Source organism: Candidatus Eisenbacteria bacterium, from assembly GCA_018831195.1.
GTDB lineage: Bacteria > Eisenbacteria > RBG-16-71-46 > CAIMUX01 > JAHJDP01 > JAHJDP01.
Genome location: JAHJDP010000092.1, coordinates 32,830 through 46,135, shown reverse-complemented (window position 1 = coordinate 46,135; position 13,306 = coordinate 32,830). Strand labels below are relative to the sequence as shown.

Below are 13,306 nucleotides of genomic sequence, written 5' to 3'. Positions count from 1 at the left end.
TTTTATAGCTCCACCCCTCCGGTTTCTTGTGATACCGGCAATGCGGATTGGGACAGTGCGGCGGCTTGAAATAGGTTCGACATTTCGACATACCCTGCTAGGTGTGCAGGAAACACGCCAAATGCAATCTTCGAAGCACAAGCTAATGCAATTCATGAATAACTTCGGAGATAACAACATCATCCATATAATCCGGAGTGACAGGCACCAATCGATAACCGGCAACAATCCAATCGTTTTTACTTCCATATATGAGGCGTGCAAAGGATAAAGTCCGGCCACGGATACCCGGGCCGGAGACGCTTGTTCGGTTGATTCGCCTTACTTCGTCGAACTTGGATCCATCCCCGACAACAATATGATCAAAGAATGTTGAATCCGCCAAAAGGCCCTTTGCCGCAACCAGATTTCCGTGAATGACAGCGATTTTCATATCTGCTTGTTCATGGTATCTGTCCAATAATACAGCAATCTCCGATGGATTCACTGGGGGCCAGACAACGAGGAAGGATAGGGATAGGTCCTGTTGATCCCGAGTTGGGGCGTCGAATCGAATCCAGGAGTATCCCGCCCCACCTTTGGGGGGAACCGCCACTTTGCCGTAGGGATTCTCTGCGACAAAGGCCGCTTGAAAGCGATCAAGGACCGCCTTTCCGAGAGCCAGGTCTTCATCGCCAAACACGACGAGATTGTATCCCATGAAACCATAGGCCGTTCCGAGGGCCGCCGCCCAGGTAAATGAATTACTCATCTGATATGCCGGAGGAAACACCTCACCTAATTCAATGAGAACGGCGGGATGACCCGAGTCCCTGACCTCTCGCAGAAGAGAAGCTCGACGGGGCAGGCCGCCCAAGGGCTGCACGGGACAATCACAAGGATCGATTTCGCCCCGGCTTTCCGCCGAGGCGATGAGTATCAATTCAGTGGAGGTGATTTCGGATCCGGTTGCCGGGACCTGGGTATAAAAAGCCACGCAAACAAATAACAACCCCCAGATTTTAGGGGAAAACATTACGGCCCCGAGACATTCAAGACCGTGGCCTGTAGATCATCGAAATAGGCCCTGGTCTGAAAAGTTCTCAACCCCAAGTAGCCGGAAGGCCACATTGAAGAAACATTATCAGACAGTACATGGTTGCAGTCGAGATAAACGTCAATTTGAGATCCATCAACCCTTACCGTCACATTGTACCAAGTATTGTTATTGAGCCCGACATTCGTGGATGCCAGCTGGGTCCAGCCGCCATTGACAATCCGTCCGATACGGATGGTATTGTCATACGTTTTCAAGCCCACAAGGTAGTAATTGCTTGTGTTTTGCATTCTGAAAATTAAATAGGGTGTTTGACTATAAACGACTTTGAGTTTTGTTGAATAAACAAAATCACTCACCCAGCTATTGGTGTCATACGCTAATGCCGTAACAGAGCTATTACCCTGATACAGTTCTCCATTAATGACATTCCAGCTGCCGGAATTAAAAGACCATCCATTTGCCTGCCCGTCATCAAGATTTTCAAATAAGCATCCCTGACTAATTGTGTTTGACGAGGAACAGAGGCTCCCGAGTGATCGGAATTCAAGCTGGAGTTCATCTCCGCGCATATCGCCATCAAAGACGAGTGTTAAAGGCTCGCCGTCGGCGGCGTCCGTCCATCCCTCAATGTCGATATCGTCGACATCCAGAGCGACGCCTGCAGGTTGCGGTCCGATATTTCCATTTTCGCCAGCGGAACCGTCCTGATCCCAGATCTTCTGCAGGGGTCTGCCTGTATAAATCTGCCGGATGAGATGGCCCATTGTCCATTGGGGTGTAATTTCGCTCAGTGTTTCTGAGGAAGACTGCAGTGTATAAATTTCCAAATTGACCCTGGTATAGTTTGATGCTGAAGCCTGCCATGTAGTGCAGCCGGCTTCAAGCATGCATGGCGTACAATCAGTCTCTCCGCTGGCCTCCGCCGAGGGTGGACTTTCATTTCCAGGATCACATTTGTCAATTGCGGTGACGACGACATTGTATCCTTGACATTCCGAGAGTCCATTAATTGTAAAGATACACTGATCAGCAACAGTTACTTCTTCAAAAGTCAGCTCGATAGGAGAATCCCCTTCAGTGGCGCCAACCCCATTGTAGGGTCCACCCGGCGTCACGCCGTAGTAGACTCGATAACCATAAAGGTCACAATCAGTATGATTGGCGTCCCATGCGAGATTCAAGCGATCATCGAGAGGAATGAGGGAAAGATTCCCGGGTGTTTCAGGAATGACTGGATCGCACGGCTGCGCAGTGTGAAGATGGATCTCATTATACATGCAGATATCGCCAAGAGCAGGGCAAAGATCATAGGCTCTGATGTTGAAATAATAGTCTTTGCAAAGCTCCAAACCGGAAATGGCTGTGTTGTTGGTTTCACCATCGGGAACATCTTGCGTGAATGTGTATCCACCCGGAATGGAATCGTAGACAACGTAGTATCCTCCGATTTCACTCGGCGAGAGAGGGCTCCCATCCATTCGTGTGGTCGGAATGCCCCAATTGAGTTGGACCATCCCCGGTGTCTCAGTAATGTTCCCTGATAGGAAGCTGGGGCAGGTCGGAGGAGAGGGGATACTGGCGGAGTTGGTCGAAGAAGCCTCTCCTTCATTCCCACAGCCTTCAGCGCTCACTCTAAAGAAATATTGCTGGCAATCCACCATTGTTGTGTCGTCGTATTGAGTAATGACTTCGATGGAAGCAAGCAGATTGCCGATATCCGGTTCAAAATTATCAACAACATCACGGTAAACAAAATATTTGACAGGAGTTGTGATTTGGCCGCCGCTTTGGAATTCAGTGACCTGATCCCAAAACAGACGGACACCATTAAGTCCCACCGGAAATGTGACAGTGACGTTCTGTGGGATTTGTGGTTCCAGAGCACTGCCGAGCGCCGCCAGTTCCAAACAGGGGTAGCTTTCAACACCAGACCGGCTGACACATGTGACAGAAATATAATTGCTTTCGGACGGATCAAGACCTGATACTGTCCATTGGTTAAAAGTTCTCGCTAACCGGGAATGCAAGGGTAAATCGTCAGGATCTGTGCCGACATAGACATTGAAATGGCTGATGTCGTTGAAAGCGAGCTCTGTGCCATCTGTGTTCGTGGTGGGTGTCGTCCAGACCTGGGTCACGCTTTGACAATCAGGATAATTAAACGGTCCACAGGCGGGTGTACTGGGTCTTGAACGCGCTGGTGAGAGGGGGAGATTCCGTGGGTAAATCGTGGTCGATAGCGTCATTTCCTGGTATTGCTCACCCTGCGGCCTTTTTGTCATGCCCTTGACCAGAATCTCAATCTCACCAATCTGTTCCGGTGAAGGAACAGGATTGGCCAATTCGACTCCCTGGCCGTTAAAATATCGGAATTGTATTCCATCCATTGCGAGCCCATATGCCTGCGGGGCCGAGTATATTGCGACGCCGCCTGAATCAGCGATTGTTTTCATCAAAACGGTATCGTTCGGGTTGGGCGTGTCGGGATCGCCATCGGATCCGAGAAAATAGCTGATCAGCTCGGCGCCGGTTATGGTGTTGTCTATGTCCGCAATGAAGGTAACAGAATCCGGTCCCGCGTAATGAATCGATGGTTGCGTTGGATCTTTTCCATAGCTTACATGGCGGAAATCATCCGAGACGGTTTGCAGCGCAATGCGGGTATTATCCCGCATCTCAACGATATCCCGTTGAAGATCGTAGGAGTCCCGGGTTCTATACAAGACACCGTATAGACCGGTTGCGACGATTGCTAGAATGACAACGGCCACCAGGAGTTCAACAACGGTGAACCCGCGTGATGAGGCTTTCAAAGGGGTTCGCATGAATCTCATCCTTTCCAATCTCACGAGCCTCGAATGACCCGGATCCGGCCCGTGCGGACCACAGAGACGGTGAGGGTGTCATCTTCTGAAATGAAATGGATGGTGGCGGGGACATCAATGGAATCGACAGTACCCTGTGGCCCCAAAATTATATCTAAATTAGATGCCTCGGCTCCAAGTTCAGCTTCCATCTGTATGCCGTCAGGAAGTATGAAGACTTCCGGCGGATCAGCGACCCAGGCGCCACCCGTCTCACGGCGATCCAATTGGTAGGTGCCGGATACAGTATTCAAGGTGAGGCGATACTTGGTGCGGCGGGCGATCGCCTTTTGTCGCGCCAGTTTTAATCGGGCGGCCAGATTTTCAGCGCTTGTTTCTACCTTGTTTCTTCTCTGGTGATCGACGAAATTCGGCAAAGCCGTGCCAAGAACTACGGCCATGATCAGCAGAACCACCATCGTCTCCACCAGCGTGAAGCCTCGGGACAACCCTGTTAGTTTTCTGTGAATCTTAAACATGATTCCTTCCTAATTTGGCATATATGAGGTCAAGGTAGAATCTGTTTCAAAGATTTCGGTCCAGCTGACATCCTTCCAAAGATTCAAAGGTACCGGGAAGCAGGGCGGCGGGAATTCGGTGATATCGAGATCATAGTTGTACCGGCGGGTTGGACCGGAGGCGCTGGCCAAAACACTCGAATCATTCCATGGCCAGGCATTGCCGCCGTTATAGGTAATGATTGGACCATTAATATTCAACACCCATGTATTTGAAGTGATGGTGAACTCATTCCAACCCTCACCGGGCCTGGGATCATTATTTACCGGGGCTTCACCATATATTCCATCGCGGTCGAGATCCAATGGGCCGGGGGCCGCGGAGGGGTGGGAAGAGATGCTGCCGGAACCTCCAAATTCGTCGTCTAGGATACACCAATTATTGTGAACGGCCATCAGGGCGGCATCTATGTCCAAGACTCTGGGAGTGTCATCGTCTATATATATGTAGTCGTTTGCAACCAATCCGAGATTAACGGGATTACCGGTGCCGTTCGCCACTCTTGTGAAAGGATCAAATCCGGTGTGTCCAGTCGTGAGATTATTCATAACGAACATGTCATCGCTGGCGAATATGGTAAGATTATGGCTCGTGATTCCGTCCGCCCTGCCTTTGACTCTTCCATCACCTTGGAAGAACACGATTCCGTTGAAGTCGGAATTCTTTAATGGAGAGCCTGTGACCGTATTCATTACAAGGTTGCCGTTATAGCGAACGAGGGTGTCGGGAGGCTGTGTCGTTGTGTCAAAGAAATCAAAAAGGCTGAGATTGAGTGTTTTCGCCATTGAACCTAATCCGAGGGGATCGGTTGAAGGCAGGCTGATATAAATGCCAACCATACCGACTCCTTCACAGGCATTATCTGCAGCGACGCCTTTCGCCCTTTGTGCGATCTCGGTGAAGTCGACCGAATTGTCCAAGTCTATTGGATCGGCATCTGTAATATAACCGCGCATGAAGATGGCGCAGCCTGCATTTGGAATATCTCCCACCGCGGTGACCTCTTCCAGGAATGTCACTTCATCACCCGATGAGCAACCGCAGGAGACCCCTAGATCGGCTCCGACATGGACGGCCCCCGTGAGGATGGCACCGCAGGAGTAACTTGTTCCTGTTGCAGCGACAAAACGAGCATATTTCAGGAACGAGTCATGAACCATTTGAGTTTTTACCCTGCGGATCGCCCCGGCAAAATCACCCTCGGCGATAAGGGTGAAGCCGTTTGATCGATAGGCTGAAATTCCCAAGCCCTTGACATCAGTGGCCTCAGCCACAAGATAATAGGCTCCGCCTCCCCAGGTAAGACTGTCGGATAGAGTAAAATCTGGTCGGCCATCTTCGTCTGCGTCTTCCATCGGCGCTGTGAGGTCCTGAATATGGTGCTTTCCGTATGCGATCCCCGTTTCTGCGACGCCCAAGGCCTCCATGCTATGGCGGCTATACCGGGTTACCGTCCGGTCTTCAACTGCAGAAAGGACCAACGAGGTACCCAACAGCGCCAGTGATCCAAGGATCAAAAGTGTCAACACCAGGGCGGAACCCCGCTGTGATTCAAACCGATTATTCCTTTTCGAGGAGGGCACAGGATTCTCCTTAGGCTTATTGACCGACTTTGCTGAGGGCGAAACGCATAACCAAGTCATTTGTTTCACCCCTTTCCGGCCAGCTGATGGTAATGACGACACCTACCATTCTGTCGAGAATTGCGGCTTCCTCGCCGGGTTCAAGAATCTCAATCCGACCGCGCCCATCTTGGCCTAATTGTGCAGCCAAATGCGCCGCCCAGGCCTGGCACGGTACGGGTATATTTTCATCGTAATTTGTATCAACACCGTCAAAGATGGAGGGAATGTCATCGAAAGTTTCGCTGAGGATCTTCTCTCTGATCTCTTGGATCAGCGAGGCCGCCACGAGTTCCTTGTTTCCCGAGAGGGAGTGTTGGTTCGAAAAGATAAAGAGCCTTGCAACCCCCATGATACTGATGGAAAGAATCAGGAGACTGACCATCAATTCAACAAGGGTGAAACCCTCTTGCCGGCCTCCTGTTGACTTCAGAAACCGTAAAGCCCTCCTGGACCTGTCCACTAAAAATTTCGGCCATCTTTGGTGGATCGGGATTGTCATGGCGTCGGTTCTCCTGTCACTAAATCAAATTTCCTACTACTTCCCCGTACGGGTTACTGCAGGAGTCGTGCCCTTCTCGTCCTTAAGAAATAGGATTTATGATTTACGTATCGGCATGAATAACAACAAGTTGAGGAATTATTCCCTCAGGCCGTCTCATCAACAAAAACTCTCATGCATGCAGTCTGCATGTCGGCGATTGCAGGACGCGGATCTCCGAAATGTCGCGAATTAAATGGGCGCGGGGATTGGGGCATTTGACCCAGTTGTGAGGAAATCTTCAGGACTGATCCTGATATTCATGGAGAGGATCTTCACCAAAGCGAATCCCGATCTTTCGAATCCTTCCAGGCGAGCCGCCGATCTCTTCAGTGGAAGTTCTGTTGAAGGAGATGCCGACTCTGAACTAGACTCACCTAGGACGGCACGAGACACTGGGGGATCGCATGTTCAATCTCGGAATGCAAGAGCTGCTGGTCATCTTCCTGGTCACGCTCCTGTTGTTCGGTGGGCGCCGGCTCCCCGAGGTGGCTCGCACTATCGGCAATGGGATGAGGGATTTCCGCAAAGCCTTGAATGAGGTGCAGCGGGAGGTCAACATTACGGAGGAACAACAAACAGACTTGCGCCCGCGATCTCAAAGTCTCCCGGCCGCGCCAGACAAAGCTGCGGTAGCTGAGAAAGGCGTTTCAACGGCGGAATTCCCCCCCGAAGTGAGCCCGACCCGATCCGCGACGCCTCATCCCATTGATGAGCCGGCAGAAGACCTTCTGGAGGAGCCGGCAGAAAGGCCGCCGGATGGGCTGACGGAAGGCCCGACGGAAGACCCGACGGAAGACCCGACGGAAGACCCGACGGAAGACCCGCCGGAATCGTCAAAAAAATAACCGAATGACCTCTCACCGCGGAATCTTATGGCCCAGACCCAATCTGGCGCTAATTGGCATGATGGGGGCTGGGAAAAGCCATGTTGGTCGATTATTAGCGCATCAAATCGGCGCCCCTTATTTTGATCTGGATCTCATGATCGAGCACCGAGCGGGTAGGACCATCAAGGAGATCTTCCGGCTTCAGGGTGAGGGGGGATTCAGAGAGCTTGAGGGTGAGGTCTTTCACGAGGTGAGCGGGGCAAGGGGCTCCATCATCAGTTGTGGGGGGGGGCTCATTCTGAGAGAAGGGAATCGCCGGATTTTGCAGGAGAGATGCTTTAGTGTCTGGCTAAAGGTTTCCGAAGAAACTCTTTACCAGCGGCTCTCCGACACGGGAAGACCGGAACGTCCACTGCTTGAGGCCGGAAACCTGAGAAAGATGATTCATCAGCTGTTGGCCGAACGGGAAGCTCATTACAGCCAGGCCGACCTGACTCTCACGACGGACGATCAGACCCCGGAGGAGATTGTCTCAGATCTCCGCGATCTCATCGTGGGATGGGAGGGCCGGAAGTGATTCATGTCATGGGGGGGACACTCCGAGGACGAAGGCTCAAGACGGTGCGCGGGATTCAATGCCGACCCAGTTTGGGAAGGACCCGCGAGGCCCTCTTCTCCATGTTGGGTGATAGGGTGGCCGGGGCCCATATTTTAGACCTCTTTGCCGGGACGGGAGCTCTGGGGATTGAGGCATTGAGCCGGGGCGCCTTATCAGCGACATTTGTGGAATATCATCGCCCGATGGCGAGAATTCTAAAGGAAAACCTGGAGAATTGTGGACTTCAGAAAACCGGTCGGATTCTGATACAATCGACAGATCGGGCTTTGCCGTCGATTGCCGATAGATCCAAAGGCCTGATTCTCGCCGACCCACCCTATGACCTGATCTGGCCCAAGCCGGAGGATTGGAGACAGCTCGGACGGATTCTAATTCCCGCGGGCTGTTTCGTGCTTGAAGCGAGGTTTGACCGACTCATCGAAGGGCCGGAATCGTTATGGGTTGAGAGGCTTGGGAGGGTCTATGGCGACACGCGGTTGGAGATCTTTATAAGGGGAGATATTGGGGATGGCTAAGCGTGGTCTCTTTCCCGGGACTTTTGATCCCGTCACATTGGGACATATCAATATCATGGAGCGGGGATTACGGGTCTTTGATGAGCTTGTCATCGCCGTTGCCGATCAGCATCGCAAAAATCCGATCTTTGATGCCAAATCCCGCATTGATATGATTCGCCACAGCCTCCCGGATGGGATTAAAAACCAGATCCAGATCGAGGTTTTCCGGGAACTCCAGGTGGAATTCGCCCGGAAAAAGGGGATAACCATCATTATAAGGGGTCTTCGGGTCCTTTCAGATTTCGAGTACGAGTTTCAGATTGCGTCCATGAATCAGCGCCTGGCGCCGGAATTGGAAACGATATTCCTTGCCCCGCAACCCCGTTATTCCTTCATCACTTCTACAATGGTAAAAGAAGTGGCCCGGTATGGAGGGGATTTAACAGGTCTGGTATCGCCCTATGTGGCAAAAAGACTGCAAGAATACTACGGGATTGCCTTTGGCGATAAAATTAAGAGGAAGGATTCATAGCCCATTTCGTGGCATGAGCCCTGCATTTTCATTAATTAGGTGTCGTTGGGGAAACACCCCATCGTTAGAAGGAGATGATTCATTGCCCACCTATGAATACGAATGCATGAGTTGCGGGTATCGTTATGAGCTTTTCCAGTCAATGACGGAAGAACCGCGTAAACGATGCCCCAAATGCCGTCACAAAGTTCGCCGGCTAGTGGGATCCGGCGCGGGAATCATCTTTAAAGGTTCCGGATTCTATGCCACTGACTATCGCAAACCAGAGAAAAAGGCGCATTCGACAATCGACACGACGAGCAGCGAGAGCAAGGTGGAAACAAAGAGTGACTCGAAGAGTGACGGGAAGATCAGCACCAAGAGCGAGAAAGAAAAGAATTAAACAATGTTTGTCGATGAGACATATATCCGCGTTCGAGCAGGTGACGGCGGCCATGGCTGTGTGAGCTTCCGGCGTGAGAAGTATATCCCCAAAGGGGGGCCCGACGGGGGCGACGGCGGTCATGGGGGTGATGTCGTGTTGATCGCCGACCCGAATCAACGGACCCTCGCTTCCTTCCGCCATACACCCTCCTTCCGGGGTCAGCGGGGAATGTCGGGGCAGGGGAATCAAAAGACCGGCGCTTCAGGCTGGGATGTCATTATCCGGGTACCTTTGGGGACCATTGTCACCGATATAGAGAAAAATGAACTTCTCGCCGATCTTTCAGAACCCGGCGGGCGCGTGATTGTCTGTCATGGGGGACGTGGTGGAAAAGGGAACGTACATTTTAAATCATCGACTCAACAAACGCCCCGCAAGGCGACAATGGGGACGCCGGGCGAAGAACGGTCACTCCTCCTAACGTTAAAGCTACTGGCGGATGTGGGGCTGGTCGGACTTCCGAATGCGGGAAAATCAACGCTGCTTTCCCGTCTATCTGAGGCGCGACCGCAAATCGCGGATTACCCTTTTACAACCCTCGAACCTCATCTCGGTGTTGTGGCCATCGGAGACGGACTTGAAAGTTTTGTCATGGCAGACCTGCCCGGTCTTATAGAGGGCGCTCACGCGGGAAAGGGTCTGGGCCATCGATTCCTGCGTCACATCGAACGAACGCGCCTCCTCCTCATTCTCATTGAGGGAATTTCGGAGGATCCCGCGGAGGATTTTCGTGTCCTGCAAAATGAATTGGCTGAGGCAAGCCCCGCTCTGGCCAACCGGCCGCGTTGGATTGTTATGACCAAAGCGGATCTCTTGAGTCCACAGAAACGCCAATTGGGTGCCCTGCAGGCCGGCAATGACCCATTGCTTTGGATATCTTCAGTCTCGGGAGAGGGATTGAAGGAGCTCAAAACGGGTATCGCCGCCCGTCTTAAAAAGATGGAAAAGATGGAGCAGGAAGTAGCTCTTGAAAAGGCGGACGTCCGCCTACCGGCGCCGCAAACGCCAGATAAATCCTCGGGATTATTTGATCCATATACAGATAAGAAACCCTGGCCGACGCGCTGGATCATCCATAAGCGACGGCCGCATCATTCGGGCTTAAAAAAGGAAGGTTCTTCTCATGCCTGATCCAATTCAACATTCAAGTCCTACTTCGATACCTAGAAAGGCGGGGAATGAATTAAGGGAAAGGAAGCGGTTTCCGCACCCTTTACCCCCGGAAGCTTGTGAAGAGATGCTTCGTCAATTGCCGCCCAAACCATCTGCTGATCAATGCCGTCCACTGGTGGCCTCATTGGCTACAGAAAAATGGTCCCTGCGCGAAAAGATAGCGGATCGACTGGTACTGGCCGGACCGGTAGCCATACCGGCGCTCTTGGAGATGCTCGAAAACGGCCTCTGGTATTCCCGCGCCGCGACGCTAAAAGCTCTAGGACGAATGGGGGATTGGCGGGCTCTCCTTCCTGTCCTTAATGCCTGCTGGGATCAAAACCAAACAGTAAGCGAGGATGGGCTTCAGGCTGTGCTCGATTTCTGCCGGCGAGGTTTCACCCTGGCCGTCGCAAAGATCGTGCACTCAAGAGGTCCTATAGCGCGCCATGAATTTGCACAAAGACTTCAGGAGATTGACGCCGCTGCAGTGGGACGGTTTCAACGGCTTTGGGAAGAGCGGGAACTGATGGGACCTGAGGCCCGCCTGAGCAAGGGTGAGGAGAAGAAAATCACAGAGACGGTTCGTGATGATCGCTGGGGACTTGTATGGGCCGATCTTATCCCTTCCGAACCGCTTAAGATTGATAAGCGATCGGTATTGGAACCCTTAACAGGGCCGGAGACGAATATGAATTTCGGCCTTCGAGCGGCGAACAAGTCACTCGAGAAACCGGCGCACTCCAACGAACAGGACAACAACTGATCCTTTTGCGGATCGAGTACTCCGGCTGCAAGAAGATTTTATGGATCCCATGGATTTAAATACCAGCATACCTCGGAAGATGCTTGATCGAGGAAGTCCGGATTATCCAAATCGATTGAGATATATCCACCGCCCACCCGAACCCTTGTACATTCAAGGACCCTTTACCGATTGGCATCGCCCCTCTGTCGCCATTGTTGGAACGCGTGCCGCATCAGCTGGAGGTCGTGGGATAGCTGAGGAGATCGCCTATGAATTGGCTCTCCGTGGTATCGTCATATTGAGCGGCCTCGCTCGGGGGATTGACCGGGCCGCCCATGAGGGAGCGCTCAAGGCGAAGGGCGTTACGATCGCCGTGATCGGGACGGGTCTCGATGTCAATTATCCTCGTGAGCATTATCAGTTGAGGCGTGATATTGCGGCGGTGGGAGCGATTGTCAGTGAGTTTCCCTATGGGACGCCTCCCTTGGCCTATCATTTCCCACGCCGCAACAGGATACTGGCTGGCATGAGTGATCTTATTTTAGTGGTCGAGGCGGAATTGCGCAGCGGCGCGTTGATCACGGCCCAATGGGGTCTGGAGCAAGGCAAAGAGGTCATGGCGATTCCCCGAAATCCCTGGGATTCCGGATCGGAGGGCGTCAATCGTTTGATTCGCGATGGAGCGCGCCCGGTGACGGATGCCCGGGATATTGTGGAAAGCCTCGACGCCCTTATTCGCGAGCCAATGAACGATGCCACCTCAACCATAGCCCCGTCGAATCGTCTTGATGGGCTCTCAGCGGTGGAAGCGATTCTTGGGGAGATTAAAAAGAAAGGTTCCGCCGATTTAGAGCGACTCTATTTATCAATGCCTGAGCTTTCCCCATCTGAGCTGAGTCGGCATCTAAGCCGGTTGGAACTCGATGGACGCATACGGAGGGGACCGCAGGGATTTGAGTGTGCTGATGAGGTCGGGAGTTGGGAGACCCGGTCATGAAAGGGGCTTTCCCGCGCGGTTCCTCACAGAAGATAACGTTTGCGCACCGTATGCAGTACGCCGCCCTGCGGCTCTTTATCGGCGCTGTTTCTATAGGGCCCAGAGCGGTGGCGCTATGGTGGGCCCGGCGTTGGGGTGACATCGCCTTTGAGATTATCAGAATCAGGCGAGGTGTCACATTAGAGAATCTGCGGTGTGCTTTTCCTGATAGGGAACAAGCCTGGATTCTTCGTGTCGCACGCTCGGCATACAGAAATTTCGCCATGACGATGATCGAGGTTGGACTTCTTAACCGTTTTTCAAAAGAGGATATCTTAAAGCGTCAAACAGCTCATGGTGAGATGGCTTTTGATGTAGCCCTTGAGAGGGGGAGCGGTGGAGTTCTGCTGTCGGCGCATTTCGGTAACTGGGAATATCTGGGCGGATATTTCGCTTTGCGGGGATATCCGATCAACTTCCTGGTTCGATCGCAGAGAAACCGGCTTGTTGATGAATTCCTGAATAAGAACCGGCGGCGTCTCGGCGTCGGCATCATTCCGGTCGGCCCATCTGTTCGATTGATTTACAAACACCTCAGGGCCAATGAATGTGTGGCTTTTTTACTCGATCAGGATGCCGGGCATGATGGGCGCTTTTTCGAATTCTTGGGCAGACCTGCATCGTTTGCCACCGGGCCCATTCTCTTCGCACGCCGGACCGGAGCCAGCATTCTTATTGGATATGGCTATCGGCGGCCGGGAGGGAGGTTCGTTCTCGAGATAGAGCCTCCCATCGAAACGGATCCCGATCTTTCCGAAGATGAGGACGTGGACAGAATTACAAGATTGTACATAAGACATCTAGAGGGAGTGATCCGTAGATTTCCCGAGCAATGGTTCTGGATGCACAGACGTTGGAAGACAAGCGCCGTGTAAAATGGCAG

Annotated in this window: 13 protein-coding genes and 1 pseudogene; 9 read left to right on the top strand and 5 right to left on the bottom strand. The window is 52.3% G+C overall.

Annotated features, from left to right (window positions below):
- Positions 1 to 142: 142 nt before the first annotated feature.
- Genes KJ970_16255 through KJ970_16235 form a run of 5 tightly spaced genes read right to left on the bottom strand, consistent with a single transcriptional unit; the run spans position 143 to position 6,429 of the window.
- Positions 143 to 1,015: a hypothetical protein gene (locus tag KJ970_16255; protein MBU2692474.1), complete on the bottom strand. Its 873-nt coding sequence runs from the start codon at positions 1,013 to 1,015 to the stop codon at positions 143 to 145.
- Positions 1,015 to 3,864: a prepilin-type N-terminal cleavage/methylation domain-containing protein gene (locus KJ970_16250; protein MBU2692473.1), complete on the bottom strand. Its 2,850-nt coding sequence runs from the start codon at positions 3,862 to 3,864 to the stop codon at positions 1,015 to 1,017. The genes KJ970_16255 and KJ970_16250 overlap by 1 nt, the downstream gene beginning before the upstream one ends.
- A 20-nt stretch (positions 3,865 to 3,884) precedes the next feature.
- Complete coding sequence (locus KJ970_16245; GenBank protein MBU2692472.1) at positions 3,885 to 4,382, bottom strand: prepilin-type N-terminal cleavage/methylation domain-containing protein; 498 nt, start codon at positions 4,380 to 4,382, stop codon at positions 3,885 to 3,887.
- A 9-nt stretch (positions 4,383 to 4,391) separates the two neighbouring features.
- The gene (locus KJ970_16240) at positions 4,392 to 6,005 is read right to left on the bottom strand and encodes a hypothetical protein (protein MBU2692471.1); all 1,614 of its coding nucleotides are present in this window, start codon (positions 6,003 to 6,005) and stop codon (positions 4,392 to 4,394) included.
- Positions 6,006 to 6,021: 16 nt separating this feature from the next.
- Complete coding sequence (locus KJ970_16235) at positions 6,022 to 6,429, bottom strand: hypothetical protein (protein ID MBU2692470.1); 408 nt, start codon at positions 6,427 to 6,429, stop codon at positions 6,022 to 6,024.
- Positions 6,430 to 6,992: 563 nt separating this feature from the next.
- Here KJ970_16235 and tatA point away from each other — a divergent pair.
- The 9 genes and pseudogenes from tatA (at position 6,993) to KJ970_16190 (ending at position 13,298) form a co-directional block, all read left to right on the top strand.
- Positions 6,993 to 7,145 (top strand): annotated as a pseudogene (gene tatA / locus KJ970_16230) (twin-arginine translocase TatA/TatE family subunit).
- Between the two features lie 346 nt (positions 7,146 to 7,491).
- Positions 7,492 to 7,992: a shikimate kinase gene (locus KJ970_16225; GenBank protein ID MBU2692469.1), complete on the top strand. Its 501-nt coding sequence runs from the start codon at positions 7,492 to 7,494 to the stop codon at positions 7,990 to 7,992.
- Entirely contained in the window at positions 7,989 to 8,549 is a 561-nt protein-coding gene (locus KJ970_16220) for an RsmD family RNA methyltransferase (GenBank protein MBU2692468.1), read from the top strand. The genes KJ970_16225 and KJ970_16220 overlap by 4 nt, the downstream gene beginning before the upstream one ends.
- Complete coding sequence (gene coaD, locus KJ970_16215; protein ID MBU2692467.1) at positions 8,542 to 9,063, top strand: pantetheine-phosphate adenylyltransferase; 522 nt, start codon at positions 8,542 to 8,544, stop codon at positions 9,061 to 9,063. The genes KJ970_16220 and coaD overlap by 8 nt, the downstream gene beginning before the upstream one ends.
- An 82-nt stretch (positions 9,064 to 9,145) precedes the next feature.
- Positions 9,146 to 9,445 carry a zinc ribbon domain-containing protein gene (locus tag KJ970_16210; GenBank protein MBU2692466.1) on the top strand — a complete coding sequence of 100 codons (300 nt, stop codon included), beginning with the start codon at positions 9,146 to 9,148 and terminating at the stop codon, positions 9,443 to 9,445.
- A 3-nt stretch (positions 9,446 to 9,448) separates the two neighbouring features.
- Positions 9,449 to 10,618, top strand: a complete 1,170-nt coding sequence (gene obgE, locus KJ970_16205) for a GTPase ObgE (protein MBU2692465.1) — start codon at positions 9,449 to 9,451, stop codon at positions 10,616 to 10,618.
- A 166-nt stretch (positions 10,619 to 10,784) separates the two neighbouring features.
- Positions 10,785 to 11,405: a hypothetical protein gene (locus KJ970_16200; protein MBU2692464.1), complete on the top strand. Its 621-nt coding sequence runs from the start codon at positions 10,785 to 10,787 to the stop codon at positions 11,403 to 11,405.
- Positions 11,406 to 11,484: 79 nt separating this feature from the next.
- Positions 11,485 to 12,384 (top strand): DNA-processing protein DprA, encoded by a 900-nt coding sequence (gene dprA, locus KJ970_16195; protein MBU2692463.1) that lies wholly within the window; start codon positions 11,485 to 11,487, stop codon positions 12,382 to 12,384.
- Entirely contained in the window at positions 12,381 to 13,298 is a 918-nt protein-coding gene (locus tag KJ970_16190; protein MBU2692462.1) for a lysophospholipid acyltransferase family protein, read from the top strand. Before dprA ends, KJ970_16190 begins: the two co-directional genes overlap by 4 nt.
- Positions 13,299 to 13,306 lie beyond the last annotated feature (8 nt).

What these genes read in the sequence shown, in the direction of transcription:
- KJ970_16255 (MBU2692474.1), bottom strand. Translation starts at nt 1,015, where the DNA reads ATGTTTTCCCCTAAAATCTGGGGGTTGTTATTTGTTTGCGTGGCTTTT.
- KJ970_16250 (MBU2692473.1), bottom strand. Translation starts at nt 3,864, where the DNA reads ATGCGAACCCCTTTGAAAGCCTCATCACGCGGGTTCACCGTTGTTGAA.
- KJ970_16245 (MBU2692472.1), bottom strand. Translation starts at nt 4,382, where the DNA reads ATGTTTAAGATTCACAGAAAACTAACAGGGTTGTCCCGAGGCTTCACG.
- KJ970_16235 (MBU2692470.1), bottom strand. Translation starts at nt 6,429, where the DNA reads ATGGTCAGTCTCCTGATTCTTTCCATCAGTATCATGGGGGTTGCAAGG.
- KJ970_16225 (MBU2692469.1), top strand. Translation starts at nt 7,492, where the DNA reads ATGATGGGGGCTGGGAAAAGCCATGTTGGTCGATTATTAGCGCATCAA.
- coaD (MBU2692467.1), top strand. Translation starts at nt 8,542, where the DNA reads ATGGCTAAGCGTGGTCTCTTTCCCGGGACTTTTGATCCCGTCACATTG.
- obgE (MBU2692465.1), top strand. Translation starts at nt 9,449, where the DNA reads ATGTTTGTCGATGAGACATATATCCGCGTTCGAGCAGGTGACGGCGGC.
- dprA (MBU2692463.1), top strand. Translation starts at nt 11,485, where the DNA reads ATGCTTGATCGAGGAAGTCCGGATTATCCAAATCGATTGAGATATATC.
- KJ970_16190 (MBU2692462.1), top strand. Translation starts at nt 12,381, where the DNA reads ATGAAAGGGGCTTTCCCGCGCGGTTCCTCACAGAAGATAACGTTTGCG.